The organism is Bradyrhizobium sp. (assembly GCF_036735945.1).
In the GTDB taxonomy this organism is placed as follows: Bacteria; Pseudomonadota; Alphaproteobacteria; order Rhizobiales; family Xanthobacteraceae; genus Bradyrhizobium.
Genome location: NZ_DAINNI010000084.1, coordinates 1 through 20,947 on the forward strand (window position 1 = coordinate 1; position 20,947 = coordinate 20,947).

General features: G+C 65.4%; 18 protein-coding genes. 11 read left to right on the plus strand and 7 right to left on the minus strand.

Features of this window, described 5'->3' with window-relative positions:
* The 4 genes from V7E26_RS21680 to V7E26_RS21695 form a co-directional block, all read left to right on the plus strand.
* Nucleotides 1–344 (plus strand): invasion associated locus B family protein (locus tag V7E26_RS21680; protein WP_324420037.1); only part of this gene is annotated, 344 nt, incomplete at its 5' end.
* A gap of 94 nt (nt 345–438) precedes the next feature.
* Nucleotides 439–1,863 carry a metalloprotease TldD gene (tldD, locus tag V7E26_RS21685; protein WP_324420039.1) on the plus strand — a complete coding sequence of 475 codons (1,425 nt, stop codon included), beginning with the start codon at nt 439–441 and terminating at the stop codon, nt 1,861–1,863.
* A 14-nt stretch (nt 1,864–1,877) separates the two neighbouring features.
* Complete coding sequence (lepB, locus tag V7E26_RS21690) at nt 1,878–2,648, plus strand: signal peptidase I (RefSeq protein ID WP_442893451.1); 771 nt, start codon at nt 1,878–1,880, stop codon at nt 2,646–2,648.
* Between the two features lie 62 nt (nt 2,649–2,710).
* Nucleotides 2,711–3,280 carry a nucleotidyltransferase family protein gene (locus tag V7E26_RS21695; RefSeq protein WP_324420041.1) on the plus strand — a complete coding sequence of 190 codons (570 nt, stop codon included), beginning with the start codon at nt 2,711–2,713 and terminating at the stop codon, nt 3,278–3,280.
* Here the strand turns inward: V7E26_RS21695 and V7E26_RS21700 are convergent.
* From V7E26_RS21700 to V7E26_RS21710, 3 genes are all read right to left on the minus strand, one after another.
* Nucleotides 3,277–3,831 (minus strand): PAN domain-containing protein, encoded by a 555-nt coding sequence (locus V7E26_RS21700; protein ID WP_324420043.1) that lies wholly within the window; start codon nt 3,829–3,831, stop codon nt 3,277–3,279. The two genes, V7E26_RS21695 and V7E26_RS21700, sit on opposite strands and share 4 nt — an antisense overlap.
* A gap of 201 nt (nt 3,832–4,032) precedes the next feature.
* Nucleotides 4,033–5,403 (minus strand): glutamate--cysteine ligase, encoded by a 1,371-nt coding sequence (locus V7E26_RS21705; protein WP_324420045.1) that lies wholly within the window; start codon nt 5,401–5,403, stop codon nt 4,033–4,035.
* 97 nt (nt 5,404–5,500) lie between these two features.
* Nucleotides 5,501–5,989, minus strand: a complete 489-nt coding sequence (locus tag V7E26_RS21710; protein ID WP_324420047.1) for a MarR family winged helix-turn-helix transcriptional regulator — start codon at nt 5,987–5,989, stop codon at nt 5,501–5,503.
* Nucleotides 5,990–6,110: 121 nt separating this feature from the next.
* Here V7E26_RS21710 and gstA point away from each other — a divergent pair, with 121 nt between their 5' ends.
* Together gstA and V7E26_RS21720 are read left to right on the plus strand one after the other, a co-directional pair.
* Nucleotides 6,111–6,725 (plus strand): glutathione transferase GstA, encoded by a 615-nt coding sequence (gene gstA, locus V7E26_RS21715; protein WP_324420049.1) that lies wholly within the window; start codon nt 6,111–6,113, stop codon nt 6,723–6,725.
* 386 nt (nt 6,726–7,111) lie between these two features.
* Entirely contained in the window at nt 7,112–7,741 is a 630-nt protein-coding gene (locus tag V7E26_RS21720; protein WP_324420052.1) for a PilZ domain-containing protein, read from the plus strand.
* Between the two features lie 62 nt (nt 7,742–7,803).
* Here the strand turns inward: V7E26_RS21720 and V7E26_RS21725 are convergent, their stop codons facing one another.
* From V7E26_RS21725 to V7E26_RS21740, 4 genes are all read right to left on the minus strand, one after another.
* Complete coding sequence (locus V7E26_RS21725) at nt 7,804–10,017, minus strand: FAD-dependent oxidoreductase (protein WP_324420054.1); 2,214 nt, start codon at nt 10,015–10,017, stop codon at nt 7,804–7,806.
* Between the two features lie 97 nt (nt 10,018–10,114).
* Nucleotides 10,115–11,323: an acetyl-CoA C-acetyltransferase gene (locus V7E26_RS21730; RefSeq protein ID WP_324420056.1), complete on the minus strand. Its 1,209-nt coding sequence runs from the start codon at nt 11,321–11,323 to the stop codon at nt 10,115–10,117.
* 65 nt (nt 11,324–11,388) lie between these two features.
* Nucleotides 11,389–13,179 (minus strand): acyl-CoA dehydrogenase C-terminal domain-containing protein, encoded by a 1,791-nt coding sequence (locus tag V7E26_RS21735; protein WP_324420058.1) that lies wholly within the window; start codon nt 13,177–13,179, stop codon nt 11,389–11,391.
* Nucleotides 13,180–13,355: 176 nt separating this feature from the next.
* Nucleotides 13,356–13,742, minus strand: a complete 387-nt coding sequence (locus V7E26_RS21740; RefSeq protein WP_324420060.1) for a nuclear transport factor 2 family protein — start codon at nt 13,740–13,742, stop codon at nt 13,356–13,358.
* Nucleotides 13,743–13,870: 128 nt separating this feature from the next.
* Between V7E26_RS21740 and V7E26_RS21745 the strand changes: the two genes are divergently transcribed.
* From V7E26_RS21745 to V7E26_RS21765, 5 genes are all read left to right on the plus strand, one after another.
* Nucleotides 13,871–14,467 (plus strand): PadR family transcriptional regulator, encoded by a 597-nt coding sequence (locus tag V7E26_RS21745; protein WP_324420062.1) that lies wholly within the window; start codon nt 13,871–13,873, stop codon nt 14,465–14,467.
* Nucleotides 14,468–14,657: 190 nt separating this feature from the next.
* Entirely contained in the window at nt 14,658–17,987 is a 3,330-nt protein-coding gene (locus V7E26_RS21750; RefSeq protein ID WP_324420064.1) for a hypothetical protein, read from the plus strand.
* Between the two features lie 217 nt (nt 17,988–18,204).
* Nucleotides 18,205–18,912 (plus strand): hypothetical protein, encoded by a 708-nt coding sequence (locus tag V7E26_RS21755; protein ID WP_324420067.1) that lies wholly within the window; start codon nt 18,205–18,207, stop codon nt 18,910–18,912.
* A gap of 215 nt (nt 18,913–19,127) precedes the next feature.
* Nucleotides 19,128–20,054: a sulfite exporter TauE/SafE family protein gene (locus tag V7E26_RS21760; RefSeq protein WP_324420069.1), complete on the plus strand. Its 927-nt coding sequence runs from the start codon at nt 19,128–19,130 to the stop codon at nt 20,052–20,054.
* 17 nt (nt 20,055–20,071) lie between these two features.
* Nucleotides 20,072–20,833 carry a TIGR02186 family protein gene (locus V7E26_RS21765; protein ID WP_324420073.1) on the plus strand — a complete coding sequence of 254 codons (762 nt, stop codon included), beginning with the start codon at nt 20,072–20,074 and terminating at the stop codon, nt 20,831–20,833.
* The last annotated feature ends 114 nt before the right edge of the window (nt 20,834–20,947 follow it).

The following is a 20,947-nucleotide window of genomic DNA, read 5'->3' on the forward strand; positions in this document are numbered from 1 at the left end:
TCCAGAGCGTGGTGGCCGAGGACCGCTCCAACGCCGGCCTCACCGTGATCGTGCTGAAAACCGCCGACCAGAAGAGCAAGCTGATGCGGGTGGTTGCCCCGCTCGGCGTCCTGCTGCCCTCCGGGCTCGGGCTGAAGCTCGACAATCAGGACGTCGGCCGCGCCGGTTTTGTCAGATGCCTGCCGAACGGCTGCGTCGCGGAAGTCGTAATGGACGAAAAGCTGCTCGGTCAGCTCCGCGGCGCCAAAACCGCGACTTTTATCATCTTCGAGACGCCCGAAGAGGGAATCGGCTTCCCGCTCAGCCTGAACGGGCTCGGCGAGGGCTATGACAAGCTGCCGTGAGGGGCCTCCCCTTTCGTTGCGGTCATGACTATCTTTCAAACCATCGTCGTCCTCGCCAGCGCAGAGGCGGCCTTTGCGCTGAATCGGAGTCCGCATGACCAATCCCGCCACAACCTCCCTGCTCGACCGCGCCAATCTCGACCGTGATGCCGTCCGACGCGAGATTACGCGCGGTCTCCAGGGCGCCGACGATGGCGAACTGTATCTGGAATATGGCCAGACCGAAGCGCTCGGCTTCGACAATGGCCGGCTGAAGCAGGCGACCTATGACACCAGCCAGGGCTTTGGCCTCCGCGCGGTGAAGGACGACGCGGTCGGCTACGCGCACGCCTCCGACGTCTCGCTCCCGGCGCTGATCCGCGCCGCGGATGCGGTGGCGGCCGTGCGCGGCGGCTACAGCGGCAATTTTTCGGCCGCGCCTGCGCACACCAATGTTCGGCTCTACGGCGACGAGAACCCGCTGGATGCCCCCGGCTTCGAGGCCAAGGTAAAACTGCTGGCCGAAATCGACGCCTACGTCCGCGACAAGGACCCGCGGGTACGGCAGGCCTCGATCAGCCTGGGCGCCACCTGGCAGGTGGTCGAAATCCTCCGCCCCGACGGCGAGAGCTATCGCGACATCCGCCCGCTGGTGCGGGTCAATATTTCCGTGGTCGCCGGCCAGGGCGACCGCCAGGAGAGCGGCAGCAAGGGCTATGGCGGCCGCGAGGGTTACGCGCGCTTCATCGAGACCAAAGCGTGGCGCGAGGCCGCCGACGGCGCGATCCGCGAGGCGCTGGTCAATCTGGAATCGGTCCCCGCCCCCGCCGGCGAGATGGACGTGGTGCTGGGCGCCGGCTGGCCCGGCGTCATGCTGCATGAGGCGGTCGGCCATGGGCTGGAAGGCGACTTCAACCGCAAGCAGACCTCGGCCTTCGCGGGATTGATGGGCAAGCAGGTCGCCGCCAAGGGAGTCACTGTGGTCGACGACGGCACCATCGCCTCGCGGCGCGGTTCGCTGTCGGTCGACGACGAGGGCACGCCGACCAACCGCACGGTGCTGATCGAGGACGGTATCCTCGTCGGCTACATGCAGGACCGCCAGAACGCGCGGCTGATGAACATGAAGCCGACCGGCAACGGCCGCCGCCAGAGCTATGCCCATGTGCCGATGCCGCGCATGACCAACACCTACATGCTGGCGGGCGACCGCGATCCGGCGGAGATCATCGCGTCGGTGAAGAACGGCGTCTATGCCGCCAATTTCGGCGGCGGCCAGGTCGACATCACCTCTGGCAAATACGTGTTCCAGTGCACCGAGGCCTACAAGATCGAGAACGGCAAGCTCGGCGCGCCCTTGAAGGGCGCCATGCTGATCGGCAACGGGCCGACCGACCTGCATCGCATCACCATGGTCGGCAACGATCTGGCGCTCGATACCGGCATTGGCACCTGCGGCAAGAACGGCCAGGGCGTGCCGGTCGGCGTCGGCCAGCCGACGCTGCGGATGGAACGGATCACGGTCGGAGGAACGGGCTAGTGAGCGACCAGAAGGTGGCAGCCGACAAGGAAATCCCTGCCGGCAAACCGACGAGCTGGCGCGGCCAGGCCGTGCAGTTCGCCGCGATCGTGGCCGTCGTGTTCCTCGCCAAGGGCGCGATTGCCGAACCGTTTTATGTGCCGTCGGGTTCGATGGAGCCGACGCTGCTGATCGGCGACGCGCTGGTGGCGTCGAAATTTCCATATGGCTATGGCGCGGCGTCGCTGCCGATCCAGATCACGCTGCCCGAAACCGGCCGCCTGTTCGGCGATACGCCGAAGCGCGGCGACGTCGTCGTGTTTCGCTGGCCCGGCGACCGCTCGCAGGCGTGGGTCAAGCGCGTGGTGGGCTTGCCGGGCGACCGCATCCAGCTGCGACAGGGCCAGCTCTTCATCAACGACCATGCGGCCACGCTGAAGCCGGATGGCGTCGGACAGGCCGAAGACGACCGCGGCAATACCGAGCGCGCCTACCGCTTCGTCGAAACGCTGCCGAACGGCGTCAGCCACGCCATTTTCAAGATTCGCGACAATGGCAGGCTCGACAACACGCCCGAGGTGACCGTGCCGCCGGGCGAGCTGTTCGTGCTCGGCGACAACAGGGACAATTCCGCCGACAGCCGCGTTTCGGTACGCGACGGCGGCGTGGGCCTGCTGCCGATCGACAATCTGATCGGCCGCGCCGACGCCGTGGTCGGCTCCTGGGATCTCGGCATGCGCAGCCAGCCGATGTGGACCTGGCTGTCGGGTTTCCGGCTCGCGCGGTTCTTTACGTCGGTGCAGTAAGGCCTCTCTCCGCCATGGCCGGGCTTGTCCCGGCCATGAGCGCGTTGCCCAAACCTATGGCAATGGACAAAGACCAATTCCTCGCCGCCGCCCTGCGCAATCCCGTCAACAAGATCATCACCGGCGAATTGCACCGGCTCGCGCTGCCGGACGCATGGCTGGTCTCGGGATGCCTGGTGCAGACGGTGTGGAACGTGCTGACCAACCGCGCGATCGACTATGGCATCAACGATTACGACGTTTTCTTTTTCGATCCCGATACGTCATGGGAAGCGGAAGACAGAGTGATCCACCAACTCACCGACCGCCTGGCGCCACGCGGCATCGCGGTCGAGGCGCGCAACCAGGCGCGCGTTCATCTATGGTACCCGGAGAAGCATGGCCTGCCCTATCCGGAGCTGCGCTGCTCGACTGAGGGTATTGACCGGTTCCTGACAAAGAATACGCAGATCGGAATCCGCTGCGCGCACGACGGTTACGAGGTGTATGCGCCGAACGGCTATGATGACGTCGCCCGATTGATGGTGCGACCCAATCCGGGTCCGAATTTTTCCGCAGCGAATTATGCGGCGAAGGCGAAGCGATGGAAGGCGCTGTGGCCGGAGGTCACGGTGCTGCCGGCGGAGAGCTAGCGCACCACGCCCGAGGTGAACCCGGCCTTCCGGTGCGGCGGCTTGATCTCCTTCTTCAGGAAGCAATGCGCTTCCTTGCCGGCATAGCCCGGGCGGGCATAGGTCCAGGCGCGGCATTTGTTGTCGGCGGAGCAGGCAGCCTTGCAGGCCTCCTCGCCGTCGCCGCGCGCAACATCGAAGCTCTTGTAGTCGCCGCCGAAGCGGTCGATCGAGGTTTCGACGGCCTCGTTGCGCCGCTCGACCACACCGGCGCCGCGGATGCCGGAGACGCAGCAATCGCTCTGCACGCGCGCCGGCACGTTGCTCTTGAGCCAGCACACCGCGCGGTTGGCGAGGTCGGTCGGATAGGTGAAGCTCCAGGCCCGGCAGCGCCGGTCGCGCTCGCACACCAGCGCGCATTCGGCCGGGTCGCCGGAGGTCACGGGCGCACTGAGGTAGTCGCCGCCAGGGCGGTCGAAATTGGCCTGCGCCAATGCCGGACGCGCGCCGATGGCCGCCGCCAGGAAGGCAAGCGCCACCACACACGCCCTGAGCAGGCGAATAGTCCCCATTCGCTGACGCTTTCGAGTACGCGTTTGCAGGCGCGGGGTGGCTCTTCCTCGGAAAGTGCCGTCCCGCCCCAGCCCATTGATTTGAGCGTGATTTTTCGGAAAACCGGCGCGGCCTTCCAGATCATGCCCGATGGGCCGTCATTTGAGCGCCATCAACCTGTACGGTGGATGAACGGCCCAAATGCCGGGCAAGCCGTTCGATCAGAACGCGTATTCCTGGTAGGCCGGCTCGACGGAACCGCCCCATTCACCGTTGAACTTTTCCAGCATCTCTTCCGCCGGGGTGCGGCCCGCTTCGAGGATGTGCTCCAGCGGCTCGAGGTACCGGCTCTCGTCGCGGCCGGTATGGTCGACGCGGTTACGCCGTCGCAGGCCGGCATGCGACAGTTTCAGGCACTCGCGGGCGATCTCGAACAGATAGCGATCCTTGATCCTGGCCTTGAAGCCGAAGCGCGGCACGTCGTCGCGCAGCGCCTGACGCTCGTGCGCGGTCCAGTGGCTGACCAGATCCCAGGCCGCGTCCAGGCTGACGTCGTCGTACAACAGGCCGACCCAGAATGCCGGCAGCGCCGGCAGCCGGCCCCACGGCACGCCGTCGGCGCCGCGCATTTCCAGGTAACGCTTGAGGCGGACCTCCGGGAAGATCGTCGACAGATGGTTGGCCCAGTCCGACAGGGTCGGGCGCTCGCCGGGCAGCGAATTGTTGCGGCCCTCGAAGAAGGCGCGGAACGAGGAGCCGGCGACGTCGATATAGCTGTCGCCGCGCTTGACGAAGTACATGGGAACGTCGAGCGCATAGTCGACCCAGCGCTCGAAGCCCATGCCGTCCTCGAACGCCCAGGGCAGCATGCCGGAGCGCGCATTGTCGGTGTCGCGCCAGATCTCGGAGCGGAACGACAGGTAGCCGTTGGGCTTGCCCTCGGTGAACGGGGAGTTGGCGAACAGGGCGGTGGCGACCGGCTGCAGCGCCAGCGACACGCGCAGCTTCTTGACCATGTCGGCTTCCGAGGAGAAGTCGAGATTGGTCTGCACCGTGCAGGTCCGGTACATCATGTCGATGCCGTACCGGCCGACCTTCGGCATGTAGTTGGTCATGATCTTGTAGCGGCCCTTGGGCATCACCGGGATCTGCGACCGCGACCAGGACGGCGTCATGCCGAGGCCGAGGAAGCCGATGCCGAGGGGCGTTGCGATCTCGCGGACCTGCGCCAGATGCGCCATCAGTTCGGACTGGGTCTGGTGCACGGTTTCGACCGGTGCGCCCGACAATTCGAACTGGCCGCCGGGCTCAAGCGAAATCGCGCCGCCGCCGGTGACGTCATGGAGCCCGATGATGTTGCCGCGCTCCATGATCGGCTCCCAGCCAAGCAGGAGCTGCATGCCTTCGAGCAGCGCGCCGATGCCGCGCACGCCTTCGTACGGCACGGGCTGACGGCCCTCCAGCGTGAACGGGGTCTTCTCGTGCTCGGTGCCGATGCGGAACTCGGACGGGGGCTTGATGCCGGCCTCGAACCACGCGACGAGTTCGTCACGCGATTGCAGCGGCGTCATATCGATCTGGTCACGCGCCATTAGAAAAATCCGAAAAAGGGGCGATTCGACCGAACGCGCCGTGTAGCCAGGGGGATACGGACGGCATCGTCCGCAATAACGAAACGTGTATGGGCCGTCATCGCGCCGGCACGCCGTCGCGGGCGGCCGCCGCCTTGACGTCGGAGCACGAGCAGCCGAGACGGTCGAGCAGGCCGCAAAGCTTCATGGCGTCGGCATCGGACAGTTTGGAGCCGACGTGCTTTTCGATCGCCGCCGAGTAGGCCGTCCACATCTTCTTCTGCAGTTCGCGCCCGGCCTCGGTGATCTCGACAAACTGGCCGCGCTTGTCGATCTTGCATTCGCGCCGCGCCGCCAGGCCCTCGTCCACCAGGCGGTCGATCAGCCGCGAGGTGGAATATTGCGGGATCAGCATCTGCTTTTCCAGTTCCACCGGGCGCATCTCGCCGGTCGGCGCGCGCGACAGTTCCAGCAACGCGTCATACCAGGCCAGCGGCGGATAGCCCGCCTTCTTCAAATCCTGCTCGACGGCGTCAAGCACCCGGCTCTGCACCCGCATCAGGCGGATCCAGGCGGCGGTCGCCTCGGTCGATGGTTTGCGTTTCATCATCAGGTCCGTCTCTGTCACGGATCAGTGTACCGCACTAAATGCAGGTGCATCAATCTTGACTATTTCATGCAGATGCATTTAGTCGGTCCGCCGACAATTGCGAGGGAAGGAAAACCCCATGAAACTATATTATTCTCCGGGCGCTTGCTCGCTATCTCCCCATATCGCCCTTCTGGAGGCTGGGCTGCCCCACGAACTGGTCAAAGTCGACCTGCGCGCCAAGAAACTGGAAAACGGTGACGATTTCCTGAAGGTCAATCCCAAGGGCCAGGTGCCGGTGGTGCAGTTCGATTCCGGCGAACTGGTCACCGAAGGCCCGGTCATCGTCCAGATGATCGCCGACAAGGCGGGCAACAATCTGGCGCCTGCGCGCGATTCGCAGGAGCGGTACAAGTTGCTCGAGTGGCTGAACTACATCACGACCGAGTTGCACAAGAATATCGGCCCGATGTTCTCGCCCCTGCTCGCCGACGAGGCCAAGGGCTTTTTCAAGGACCGTGCGATGGCCAAGTTCAAGTATCTGGAGACCGCGCTTGCCGGACGCGACTACCTGATGGGCAAGCAGTTCACCGTCGCCGACGGATACCTCTTCACCATGCTGATGTGGGCGACCGACCGGTTGAAGTTCGATCTGTCCGACATGCCGAACCTCCTGGCCTACAAGGCCCGCGTCGCCGCCCGCCCGAAGGTGCAGGAAGCGTTGACCAGGGAAGGCTTGATGAAGGCGGCTTGAGGCGCCGGCGTCATCGTCTTCGTGACGACCGGCGCGCGACGATAAACGGTGCGAGTTCGATACGGGTGAGGGAATGCGATGGCGCATTTCCTCACCCGTTTCATTTCCTGCAAGAGCCGACGCGCCCCACACGGTCAGGCAGTTCCCGATTGTGTAATGGCCGAGACGGCACGCACAAATCGCGCACGCCATGCAGCAGATGCTGTGTAGAAGTACGGAGATACATATTACATTTTTTTAGCGAATCCCCCTCAGATTCAAGGGATACGCGCCGGGCATGTTCGCATGCGCCGAAGTCGCGTTTCGGTCGTTCAGAAATTCACTACGACGTCCGATCGGTCAACAATTCGCCAAAGCGGGTGCAACTTTTTCCGTGAGGATTGGTCGTGTCTATCGAGCGATTCCTGAGGCAGCGCGCGGTCGACATCGTGATGGAAGGGACCTACGTGCTTCGGAACTGGTACGACCCGGAGGGCAAGCTCCGCACCTTCACCTGCCGCGCCACGCGCGTTTCTCCGTTTCGGATGATGGTGGAGATGCCCGTGGTCGGCAAGGTCGGCGACAACCTCATCTCCTACTTCAGGGACATCGGCAACTTCGAGGGCACGATCAGCGATACCGCGCGGAGCGGCGTGCTGCTCGAACTCGAGATGACGCAGCCGATGCGCGCAAAGCTCGCGGACAAGCTCACCTGGCTGGAGAAAAAGACCAAGGATCCGGTCAGCATCATCGAAACGCGGAAAACACCGCGCTTCGTTCCGAAGGCCTCGCAGACCACGCTGACGCTCGCCGACGGCACCATTCACCCCTGCTTCGTCATCGACGCCTCGCAGTCAGGTGTAGCTGTCATGGCGGAGTTACAGCCGCCGATCGGAACGCCGCTCGGCATCGGCGCCTGCGTCGGCCGCGTCATCCGGCACACGCCTGACGGATTTGCCGTCAAGTTCGTCAAGCATCAGAGCCGCGACGAATTGCAAGGCCTGATCGTATCAACGCCGCCGACCCGAGACATGTAGCCTCGATGAAGTTGTCCGTCATTGCGAGCGAAAGCGAAGCTCGCAACGACCGCATGCATCCCTTACGCCGCCTGCTTTTTCGGCGCGAAGCGGCCGTAGAAGGTCTCACCCTTGGCCGCCATGTCTTCCAGCAGCTTTGGCGGGGTGAAGCGTGAGCCGTATTTGGCTTCGAGCTTGTGGCAGAGTTCGACGAACTTCCGCGCGCCCATGAAGTCGATATAGGACAGCGTGCCGCCGGTGAACGGCGCGAAGCCGAAGCCGAGGATCGAGCCGACATCGGCCTCGCGCGGATCGGTGATGACATGATCCTCCACCGTGCGCGCGGCTTCCACCGCCTGCACCACCAGGAAGCGCTGCTTCAACTCCTCGACGTCGAGCGTATCGGGATCGAGTTGCTTGGGCTGCAGCGCCGATAGCCCCGGCCACAGGCTCTTCTGGCCCTTGCCCTTCTCGGGATAGTCGTAAAAACCCTTGCTGTTCTTGCGGCCGAGGCGGCCCTGCTTCTCGACCATTTCCAGCATCAGCTTCTTCTGGTCCGGATTGATGGCGTTGGGACCGAGATCGGCTTCGGTCGCCTTCATCACCTTCAGCCCGAGATCGAGGGCGACCTCATCCGAGAGCGACAGCGGACCGACCGGCATGCCGGCCATCCTGGCGCAATTCTCGATCATCGCCGGCGGCACGCCTTCGAGGAACATCTCGTTGCCTTCGGCGATGTAGCGGCCGACGCAGCGGTTGGCGTAGAAGCCGCGGGAATCGTTCACCACGATCGGGGTCTTGCCGATGATGCGAACGTAATCCAGCGCGGTCGCCAGCGCGACCTCGCCGGTGTTCTTGCCGAGGATGATCTCGACCAGCATCATCCTGTCGACCGGCGAGAAGAAATGGATGCCGATGAACTTGCCCTGCTCCCTGAAGCTCTCGGCGAGCGAGGTGATCGGCAGCGTCGAGGTGTTGGAGGCGAAGATCGCGTCCGCCTTGAGATACTGCTGCGCCTTGGCGAAGGTATCCGACTTGACCTTGCGATCCTCGAACACGGCCTCGATCACGAGGTCGCAATCGCCGAGCGCGGCGTAATCGGCGGTCGCCGTGATGCGCGACATGATGGCGTCGGCCTCGGCCGGCTTGGCGCGGCCCTTGGCGATCAGACCGTCGATGACGCTCCTGGCGTGCGCCTTGCCCTTGTCGGCACTTTCCTGGTCGCGGTCGATCAGCACGACGTCGAGGCCGGCGCGGGCCGAGACGTAGCCGACGCTGGCGCCCATGAAGCCGGCGCCGATCACGGCGATCTTCTTCACCTTGGTCGCCGGCACATTCTGCGGACGCCGCGCGCCCTTGTTCAGTTCCTGCATCGACAGGAACAGGCTGCGGATCATTGCCGCCGCTTCCTTGGAGCGCAGCACTTTCGTGAAGTAGCGCGATTCGACGCGGAGCGCGGCGTCGATGGGAAGCTGCAGGCCTTCATAGACGCAGCTCATGATGGCGCGCGCCGCCGGATAATTATCGTAGGTCTCACGGCGGTAGATCGCATTGCCGGCCGGGAACATCATCATGCCGGCCTTGGAGAACACCGGCCCGCCCGGCAGCTTGAAGCCCTTCTCGTCCCAGGGCGCGACCGCCTTGCCACCGCCCTTGATCCAGTCCTTGGCGGCCTTGACGAGATCCGAGGCCGGCACGACGGCGTGGATCAGGTTGAGCGACCTGGCCTTCTCGACGGTGACCGGATCGCCCTTGAGCAGGATGGTCATGGCGTCCTGCGGCGGCACCAGCCGCGGCACGCGCTGGGTGCCGCCGGCGCCGGGGAACAGGCCGACCTTGACCTCGGGCAGGCCGAGGCGGGTTTTGGGATTCTCCGCCGCCACGCGGTAGTGGCAAGACAGCGTCACCTCGAAACCGCCGCCGAGCGCGAGGCCGTTGATCGCCGCCGCCCACGGCTTGCCGCAGGTTTCGATGCCGCGCAGCACCAGCGAGAAGCGGCGGCTCTGCTCGAACAGCATCTGGTTGGCCGCCTCCTCCCCCTTCTCCTTCAAGACCTTGGCGTATTCCTTGTTCATGCCATCCAGCATGGAAAGGTCCGCGCCGGCGCAGAACGCATCCTTCGCGGAGGTGATGACGACGCCCTTCACCGCGGCATCGGCCGTGGTCTGCTTCAGGATATCCTCGAGCTCGCTGGTCGAGGTCTCGTCCAGCACGTTCATCGAACGTCCGGGGATGTCCCAGGTGACGAGCGCAATGCCGTCGGCGTCGGTTTCTACCTTGAAATTCTTGAAGGCCATTTGGTTGCTCCCTCGGTGCCGGCAGCCGATCTCAGGCGCGGCGGTTAAGCTTGAATTCGTAGGGTGGGTTAGCGAAGCGTAACCCACCCTACGGCAGTTACACCCGCTCGATGATCGTCGCGGTGCCCATGCCGCCGCCGATGCACAGCGTCACCAGCGCGGTCGACTTGTTGGTGCGCTCGAGTTCATCCAGCACGGTGCCGAGGATCATCGCGCCGGTCGCGCCGAGCGGATGGCCGAGCGCGATCGCGCCGCCGTTGACGTTGATCTTCACATTGTCGATGTCGAACGCCTGCATGTAGCGCAGCACCACCGAGGCGAAGGCCTCGTTGAGCTCGAACAGGTCGATATCAGACTTCTTCATGCCGGACCGCGCGAACAGCTTTTCGGTGACGTCGACCGGGCCGGTCAGCATCATCGCGGGCTCGGAGCCGATATTGGCGAAGGCGCGGATCTTTGCACGCGGCTTCAGGCCGTGTTTGGCGCCGGCTTCCTTGCTGCCGAGCAGCACGGCGCCCGCGCCGTCGACGATGCCGGAGGAGTTGCCGGCATGGTGCACGTAATTGACGCGCTCGATCTCCGGGTGCGACTGGATCGCAACCCCATCGAAGCCGCCCATCTGCGCCATCACCGTGAAGGACGGCTGCAGTTGCGCCAGCGACTGCATCGTCGTGGTCGGACGCATATGCTCGTCCCTGGCGAGGATCGTGAGGCCATTGATGTCCTTGACCGGCACCACCGACTTGCTGAAGCGGCCCTCGTCCCACGCCTTGCCGGCGCGCTGCTGGCTCTGCACCGCATAGGCATCGACGTCGTCGCGCGAGAAACCGTATTTGGTCGCGATCAGATCGGCCGAGACGCCCTGCGGCATGAAATAGGCCGGCACCGCCATCGAGGGGTCCATCGGCCATGCGCCGCCGGAGGCGCCGATGCCGACGCGGCTCATCGATTCGGCGCCGCCGCCGATCACAAGCTCATGCTGGCCGGCCATGATCTGGGCAGCGGCGAAATTCACGGCATCGAGGCCGGAGGCGCAGAACCGGCTGATCTGCACGCCGGGCACGGCTTCGCCGAGACCGGCCTTCAAGGCGGCGAAGCGCGCGATGTCGCTGCCGGCCTCGCCGACCGGATCGACCACGCCGAGGATCACGTCGTCGACGACGTCTTCGCCGAGGTTGTTGCGCTCCTTCAGCGCCTGCAGCGGCACGGTGGCGAGCGCCAGCGCGGTGACTTCATGCAGCGCGCCTTCGGGCTTGCCGCGGCCGCGCGGGGTGCGAACGTGATCGTAGATATATGCCTCAGGCATGACGCCCTCCTGGTATGAGGATCATAATATTATAGCCGGAAGGAGAGAGAAGCGACGGAAAATTCTCAGAACGCTTCCGCCGCCAATTCCATGGTCGTGGCGCAGCCGGTCTGGATGCGCGCGAGGTGGACGTGGGTTTCCGGCAGCATCCGCTCCATGAAGAAGCGGCCGGTCACCAGCTTGGTGCTCAGGTAGGGCGTGGCGCCACCGGAAGCAATCTTGTCCTGCGCCACCTTCGCCATCCGCGCCCACATGAAGCCGAAGGCGACGAGGCCGAACAATTGCATGTAGTCGGTGGCGGCGGCGCCGGCATTGTCGGGCTTGGCCATGGCGTTCTGCATCAGCCAGCCGGTGGCCTGCTGCAGATGGCCGAGCGCGGTCGAGAGCGGCGCGACGAACGGCTTCATCGCCTCGTCGCCGCCGTGCTCCTTGGCGAAGGCGCCGACTTCGGCAAAGAACGCCATCACGGCGCGGCCGCCATGGCGCGGCAGCTTGCGGCCGACCAGGTCGAGCGCCTGGATGCCGTTGGCCCCCTCGTAGAGCATGGCGATGCGGGCATCGCGCACGAACTGCTCCATGCCGTGCTCGGCGATATAGCCGTGGCCGCCATACATCTGCTGCGCCAGCACCGCGTTGGAGAATCCGACGTCGGTCATCACGCCCTTCATGACGGGGGTCATCAGGCCCATATGGTCGTCGGCCGCCTCGCGGTCCTTCGGATCGGCGGAGCGGTGGGCGACGTCGCTCTTCAGCGCGGTCCACACCACCATGGCACGCGCCGCCTCGTTGAAGGCGCGGATGGTGAGCAGCACGCGGCGCACGTCCGGGTGCACGATGATCGGGTCCGCCGGCTTGTCCGCCTCCTTCGCGCCGGTCAGCGCGCGGCCCTGCAGACGCTCGCGCGCATAGGCCACCGCGTTCTGATAGGCGACTTCGGACTGTGCGAGGCCCTGCACGGCGACGCCGAGGCGAGCCTCGTTCATCATCACGAACATGCCCTGCATGCCCTTGTTCTCTTCGCCGATCAGCCAGCCGGTGGCGTTGTCGTAGTTCATCACGCAGGTGGAATTGCCGTGGATGCCCATCTTGTGCTCGATCGAGCCGCAGGACACGCCGTTGCGCGCACCCAGCGAGCCGTCGGCATTGACGAGGATCTTCGGCACGACGAACAGCGATACGCCCTTGATGCCGGCGGGCGCCCCTTCGATGCGCGCCAGCACCAGGTGGATGATGTTCTCGGTGATGTCGTGCTCGCCGGCCGAGATGAAGATCTTGGTGCCTGAAATCTTGAAACTGCCGTCAGGCTGCTTCACCGCGCGGGTACGCAAGAGGCCAAGATCGGTGCCGCATTGCGGCTCGGTGAGGTTCATGGTGCCGGTCCATTCGCCGGCCACCATCTTCGGCACATAGGTCTTCTTCTGTTCGGCGTCGCCATGCACCAGCAGCGCCGCGGTCGCGCCCATGGTGAGACCGCCATACATCGAGAATGCCATGTTGGCCGCACTCTGGAATTCGGTGACGACCTGGCTCAGCGTCACCGGGAGCCCCTGCCCGCCATATTCCGCCGGCGCCGACAGGCCGAGCCAGCCGCCTTCGGCCACCTGCTTGAAGGCTTCCTTGAAACCCTTCGGCGTCGTCACCGAGCTGTCGTCATGGCGCTTGCAGCCTTCGAGATCGCCGACGCGGTTGAGCGGCTGCAACACCTCCTCGGAGAGCTTTGCAGCCTCGCCGATGATCGCCTCGCGCACATCGGCGGAGGCGTCGGTGAAGCCGGGCAGATTGTCGTAGCGGTCGATCTGGAACACGTCGTTGAGCAGGAAGGTGACGTCTTCCACGGGGGCTTTGTAGATCGGCATGGTGTTCTCCCGGCAGCGGCAGGCTTGAAAGAAGGCGGCGGCGCTTGACTTGAAATGACGGTGCTCCGGAAAGCGACCTTATCCGGTTCCCGATGTTCGAGGGAGTGAGCGTGCCAGCAAATATCCGGACGGCCATTGCGACCAAACAGCGCCGGGATGCTCGCGGCCCCTCGCCTTCACTGCCTGGCGAGTTGCTCCCCCATCAAGCGGTGCAGCAGATTGATTCCCTTCAATGGACGCACCATCACCTTGAAGTGCGTGATCCTACCGTCATCGCTGAAGGTGATGATGTCGACGCCGTTGATCTTGATGCCCTCGATCTCGTTCTCGAATTCGAGCACCGCGCCATCAGGGCTGCGCCATTCGCCGACATATTTGAAGCCGGGGCCGCCCAGCACCTTGTCGGCGCTCGCCAGATATTTGAAGGTGATGTCGCGCCCGCGCTGCGGCGTGTGAACGACGGGGCTTTCGAACACCGCGTCCGGGTGCAACAGGTCCCACAGCGCCGCGGTGTCATGCGACTTCATGTAGCCGTACCACTTGTCGAGGCCGCTCATGGTCATCATGTCTCCTTAACTCGGGCGATGACGGGCTGGACGCCGGGGATGGACCTCTCCGGACCTTATGCGCATTGACGCATATGCAACTTTATGCATAATGTCAACCACTGTTGAATCCGGAGACCGGCGTCATGGCGCTTGGTGACGCGATCCTTGCCTGCCTGACCGAACGTCCGATGACGGGCTATGAGCTCGCCAAGACGTTCGACAACTCCATTGGATTCTTCTGGAAGGCTGACCACCAGCAAATTTATCGGGAGCTCACCAGGCTGCGCGACCGCGGTCATATCCAGGGCCGCGAGGTGGTGCAGTCCGGCAAGCCGAACAAGCTGGTCTATACGCTAACGCCGGAGGGCCGGGCCGCGCTCCGGCATTGGGCGGCGCGGCCGAGCGTGCCGGCCTCGATCAAGGACGACCTCTTGGTGCGACTCTATGCGCTCGACAACGTCGACATAGAACCGCTGCGCACCGACCTGATGGCGCGGCTGGAACATCATCGCGATCGCTTCGCCCGCTATGAGCGCCTGCTCAACAAGCGCTTCCCCGACGGCACCGCGACGCCGGCCGATGTCGGCAAACTGCTCGGCCTGCGCATCGGGCTTGCCCATGAGCGCGCGGTGGCGGAATGGTGCGAAGAGGCGATCGATGCATTGTCGGCGCTAACCTCGGGCGTGGAGCGGCCAAACGTCGTGCCGATCGAGGCCGGCAAGCGCGAAAATAACGGCTGAACGCCCACGGACGGCCGGGTGGGCAACTTTTGCGGCCGGCGATCCCATTCCTTAACCCGTTATTTACCGTGAGGAACAAAAGTCAGGTTCTGAGGCAGACGACCTGCGCAAAATTCGATTGTCTCTTCAACGGGACGCGCGGGGAGGCTGATGGCGCAGGTGGGGCGCCGTAGCGGAACCGGACCAAAGCATGAATTCGCGCGCATCGTGGAGTGTAGACGGCATCGATCCTTCCGTCCGCGAAAGAGCCGAGGCGGCCGCGCGCCGCTCCGGCATGTCGCTGAACGACTGGCTCAATTCGACCGTCGGCGAATCTCTCCCGCCGAATTTCGGCGCTTCATCGGCGCAGCGGCCTGCCGTGCCCGGCCGGCAAGCCCCCGATGTCGCCGACATTCATCAGCGGCTGGATTCCATCACCCGGCAGATCGAACAGATCTCGCGCCCCGCACCGCGCAGCGAGCCGACGGTGGCCCGCCAGCTCAACGACGCCATTTCGCGCCTCGATGCGCGGCTGTCGCAGATTTCAAATCCCGCACCGGCCCGGCAGGCCCAGGTGCAAGAAAGGCAGCGCCAGAACGACATGGTCGAGCGTGCCGCCGCCCAGGTCTATCGCCCCTCGCCGCCGCTCAGCCCGGCCTCGATGGATTTTGACATCGCCGAGATCGCCGCGCGCCAGAACGAGCTTGACGCTCCGCCGCCACGGCAGGCCCCGCCGCGCAACGGCGCTGCCGCGCCCGCACAGCCCAATTCCGCGGCACCCGCCGCACCACCGGCGCCCGCCAATCCCGACTTCTCTTCGCTCGAGCGGCACCTGCTCAAGATCACGAGCCAGATCGAGGCGCTGCAGCGTCCCGACAATATCGAGGAATCGATCGCCTCCTTCCGCAGCGAACTCTCCGAAATCCGCCAGGCTATCACCGAGGCGGTGCCGCGCCGCGAGATCGAATCGCTCGAGAACGAAATCCGCTCGCTGTCCCGCCGTATCGACGAAAGCCGCCATAACGGCAGCGACGATCAGGTGCTGGCCAACATCGAACGGGCGCTCGGCGAAATTGGCGACGCGCTGCGCTCGCTGACGCCGGCCGAGCAGCTCGCCGGCTATGACGAGGCGATCCGCAATCTCGGCGCCAAGCTCGATCTCATTCTGCGTTCGAACGACGATCCATCGACGGTGCAACAGCTCGAAAGCGCGATCGTGGCGCTGCGCGGCATCGTTTCCAACGTCGCCTCCAACGACGCGCTGGCGCGGCTGTCGGAAGACGTTCACACGCTCTCGGCCAAGGTCGACCAGCTTTCCCGCTTTGACGGCAGCAACGATGCCATCGGACAGCTCGAACAGCGCCTTGCGGCGCTGACCTCGGCGCTGGAATCCCGCCCGGTAGGCGCGAGCGAGCCATCCGAATATGTCGAGAACGCGCTGCGCATGCTGTCGGAGCGGCTCGACCGCATCCCGGCCGGCAACGACAATGCCTCGGCATTTGCCCATCTCGAACAGCGCGTATCCTATCTGCTGGAACGCCTGGAAGCCTCCAACGATCGCTCCGCCGCGCCGGCCGTCGACCTCGGACGGGTCGAGGAAGGCCTGCACGACATTCTGCGTTCGCTGGAGCGCCAGCACGCCAGTCTGGTCGCGCTTGCCGATTCCAATCGCAATGCGACCCCGGTGGCGGCGCCGATGGACCCCGGCATCGTCGATCTGGTCAAGCGCGAACTGTCCGACATCCGCTTCAGCCAGTCGGAAACCGACCGCCGCACTCAGGAGTCGCTCGAAACCGTTCACGGCACGCTCGGCCATGTGGTCGATCGCCTGTCGATGATCGAAGGCGATCTGCGCACGGTTCGGGCCACACCCGGCACGCCCGCTTCTCCGCCTACTGCGGCTGAACCGTGGGAGGAATTGCCTCGCGCGACCACGCCGCTGATGACCTATCCGCAGCAGTCGAAACCGGAGTTGCCGAACCCCGCCGCGCTGCAGGCGAGCCTCGAGGAGCATTTCGCCGCCGCGCCGCGCGAATTCCAAGCGGCGCAGCCGCCGGTCGCGCCGCCAGCGCCGCCGCGCGCGATCAGCGAGATCCTCGAGCCGCACGCCGCCGCACCGCGCACCGCAATCGCGCCGGATCTGCCGCCGGATCATCCGCTCGAGCCGGGCACAAGGCCGTCCCCGCGGATGTCTTCGCCGTCGGAGCGGATCGCGGCTTCCGAAAATGCGATCAGCGAGATCGCGGCCTCGCCGAAGGAGCCGGTCAGTTCGTCGAGCTTCATTGCCGCCGCGCGCCGCGCCGCGCAGGCTGCCGCTGCCGCACCCCCGCCCGAGAAGGCCGGGCGCGCCAAGGCCGCGCCCAGGGACAAGGGCGGCGACAAGGTCAAGAAGGCCAATGCGGACGACAAGACTCCGTCGAACATGTCCTCCAGGATCCGCTCGCTGCTGGTCGGCGCGAGCGTGGTCGTGATCGTGCTCGGCACGTTCAAGATGGCGATGACGCTGCTCGATACCGGCAGCGTGCTGCAACTGCCGATGATGGAGCAACCGAGCGAACCGGCTCCTCCGGCGGCGCAGGCGCCGATGCCGTCGGAGACCAATGCGAAGCCCGCGATGCCGCCGGCTCAGGCCCCGGCGCCGATGATGATCTCGCCGACGCCGGTCGAGAAGCAGTCGAACAATTCTTCGGCACCGAACACGCTCGACAGCGCGAAGATCGCGCCGCCGCCGGTGACCCCGGAGCCGCCGGCCGCAGCCGGCGACGTCACCGGCGCGATCACCACCGTGCCGGCGACCGGCGGCAAGCTCGCCATGGTCGCGGTGCCGCCGACCGAACGGCTGCCCGACACGATCGGCGGTCCGGTGTTGCGCACCGCCGCGTTGAAGGGCGACGCCAGCGCGGCTTACGAGATCGGCGTGCGGTTTGCCGAAGGCAAGGGCGTTGCGCCCAATCTTGATGAAGCCGCCAAATGGTACGACCGCGCCGCCAAGGCCGGCGTCGTGCCTGCGGTGTTCCGGCTCGGCACCTTCTACGAGAAGGGCCTCAGCGTGAAAAAGGACGTCGAGATCGCGCGGCGCTATTATCTGCAGGCGGCCGAGCGCGGCAGCGCCAAGGCGATGCATAACCTCGCCGTGCTGGACGCCGATGGCGGCGGCAGCGGCGCCAACTACAACAGCGCGTCGTTCTGGTTCCGCAAGGCCGCCGACCGCGGCGTCGCCGACAGCCAGTTCAACCTCGGCATTCTCTATGCCCGCGGTATCGGCGTCGAACAGAACCTCGCCGAGTCCTTCAAATGGTTCAGCCTCGCGGCGGCCCAGGGCGACGCGGATGCCGGGCGCAAGCGCGACGATGTCGCCAAGCGGCTCGACGTCCAGTCGCTGGCGGCGGCCAGGCTCGCGATCCAGACCTTCACGATCGAACCGCAGCCCGAGGATGCCGTCAACGTCGCCTCGCCTGCCGGTGGCTGGGACTCGGTGCCGGCGACCGCCAAGCCGGCCGCCAGGCCGGTCGCGGCCAAGCGCACCGCCGCCGTTCACTGACCAGGGCCATCGCGATGCCTGAAGGCATCGCCGCCTATCCTCGGCCATAAATTCGTTTATTGGTTGGGACGAGCCGGGCCCGAGAGGGCAGCGCCGCCACGAGGATCGCTTGTCGACCGAAGACAACCAGGGGGAGAACCGATTCCGCAGGTCGCCGACAGGTCCTGCGGTCGCACCGCCGCGCACCCCGGTCGATCGGGAGCCGCCGCGTCAGGCCATGGGACCACCGGTCCGGGCGCCACGGGCGAGATGGCACTTCTGGTCGGTCGCGATTTTCATCCTCCTGCTTTCCAGTGTCGGCATCCGCGCCTGGCGCGACCTGTCGCAGCCGGACGCCTGGCATTACTGGAAAGACCAGTACGTCTCGCCGAGCCTGACGTCGCAGGTGATCGACACGCTCCATCTCGACGGTTCGGGCCGGGGACGGCGCGCGCTGTTCGTCAGCGGCACCATCGGCCCTGCTGCCGCGAGCTGGTTTCGCGCCAGACTGGACGAGGCCAACCTCGCGGCGGGCGATGTCGTCCTGCTGGCCTCTCCCGGCGGAGACCTGGCCCAGGCCATGATCATGGGCGAGATCATCCGCGCGCGATCGCTGGCGACCGCGGTCGGCGGCAGCGACGCTTCGGGCCGGATTAAGCCGGCCTATTGCGCCAGCGCCTGCGTGCTTGCCTATGCCGGCGGCAAGCCCCGCTTCGGCGTGTTGGGTTCGGCGCTTGGCGTTCATCGCTTTGTCACAACCAGGCCCGTGAACGATCCCGTCGCGGAGGCCCAGCGGATATCTGGCGCCGTACTGGGTTACATGACCAAAATGGGGGTCTCGTCCTCGATCGTGGAAGCGATGTCCGAGACGAGGGAGATTCGCTGGCTCAGCCCCAAACAAGCGCTGGCCATGAACCTCGTCACCGAGCCCGTCGAGAAGCTCTGAGCCTGCCCTATAGGCATCAGGCAAAAATTTGCCTTCGCGGGCTTTTTTAGTCCCTCATCCCTGCGAATTCAGTTATGCAGGATGCGGGAACCGGCGCTGTGCACGCAATGATGCATGCGCGCACCGGCTTCCACTGCCGGCAAACCCAACAGAAACCACGTCCCGAGCGGCCTCTCCGGCCGCCTCGTGTGGCAAAGCTACAAAAGCAGGCGCGCGTGCAGATCTACCTCCCGATCGCCGACATCCCGGTCAATATTTTCCTCATCCTGGCGATGGGCGCAGCGGTGGGGTTCGTCTCCGGCATGTTCGGGATCGGCGGCGGATTCCTGATGACGCCGCTGCTCATCTTCATCGGGATCGCGCCTGCGGTCGCGGTCGCCTCGGTCGCCAGCCACATCGCCGCCTCCTCGTTTTCCGGCGCGATCTCCTATTGGCGACGGCGTGCGATCGATCCTGTCCTGGCGGCCGTGTTGCTCACCGGCGGCAGTATGGGCACGGCGCTGGGGGTGGGCACCTTCACGCTGCTGCGCTCGCTCGGTCAGCTCGATCTGATGATCGCGATGTCCTACGTCATCCTGCTGACCACCGTCGGCGGCCTGATGTTCTGGGAAGGCCTCCGGGCGCTGCTGCGGTCCCGCAAGGGCGGCCCCGTCACCACGCGCCGCCCCGGCAGCCATGTCTGGATCCACGGCCTACCGCTGAAGATGCGCTTCAAGCGCTCGAAGATCTATCTCTCCGTAATTCCGGTTGTGGCGATCGGGTTGATCATCGGCTTCATCGGCGCGGTGATGGGCATCGGCGGCGGCTTCATCCTGGTGCCGCTCCTGATCTACGTGCTGCGGGTGCCGACCTCGACCGTGATCGGAACCTCGATGGTGCTGACCCTCGTCACCATGGTGTTCGCCACCATGCTGCACGCGGTGACCAATCACCTGGTCGACGCCGTTCTGGCGTTGATCCTGATGGTCGGCGGCGTCACCGGCGCGCAGTTCGGCGCCCGCGCCGGACAGAAAATCCGCGGCGAACATCTGCGCCTGCTGCTCGGCCTGCTGGTGCTCGCCGTCGGCATTCGTTTCGCCGTCGAACTCGTGATCCGGCCCGAGGACCTCTTCACCGTGCGCGAAACGGGGGGGACGGGATGACCGCTCGCCTCGCGCGCATGCTGGGATGGCTGGCGCTGGGCGCGGTGCTCGCGTGCTCGCCGGTGCAGGCGGAACGGCTGATCGTGTCGGTGTCGAACCATCGCGTCACCGTGACGCCGAACTATTCCGGCGAGGAACTGGTGCTGTTCGGCTCGGTGGAAAAGGACGCCAACACGCCGCCCGGCCGTACCTATGATCTGGTGGTGACGGTCGCCGGCCCGCGCGCCGACATGGTGACGCGGCGCAAGGAGCGCCGGTTCGGGATCTGGATCAACACCGACTCCCGGCAATTCCTGAAAGTGCCGACCTATCTGGCGCTGTTCTCAAACCGCCCGTTCGACGCGATCGCCTCGCCGGAAGTGCAGCGGCGGCAGCAGCTCGGGCTGAACAACGTGCTGCTGACCCAGCGCGTCGGCGGCGACTACGCCGACGTGGTGCCCGATGACGCGTTCCGCAGCGCCTTCGTGCGGCTGCGCCGCCAGCATGGCCTCTATCGCGAGGAGACCTCGGCGGTGACGTTCCTGACCCCGACGCTGTTCCGCACCGGCATTCCGCTGCCGGCGGAGGTGCCGATCGGGCTCTACAACGTCGAGATCAAGCTGTTCGCCGAAGGCGCGCTGGTGGCCAAGACGGATACCGCGTTCGAAATCGTCAAGGTCGGTTTCGAGCAGTTCGTCGCCACCACGGCGCAGCAGAACGGCCTCGTCTACGGGCTGATCACCGCCTTCATGGCGCTGATGACCGGATGGATGGCCTCGATCGTGTTCAGGAGAGATTGAGGTCAACCCTCATGGTGAGGAGGCGCGAAGCGCCGTCTCGAACCATGTGGCTCGTGGCCCATCCTTCGAGACGCCGCTACGCGGCTCCTCAGAGTGTGAGAATCTTTCGGCAAC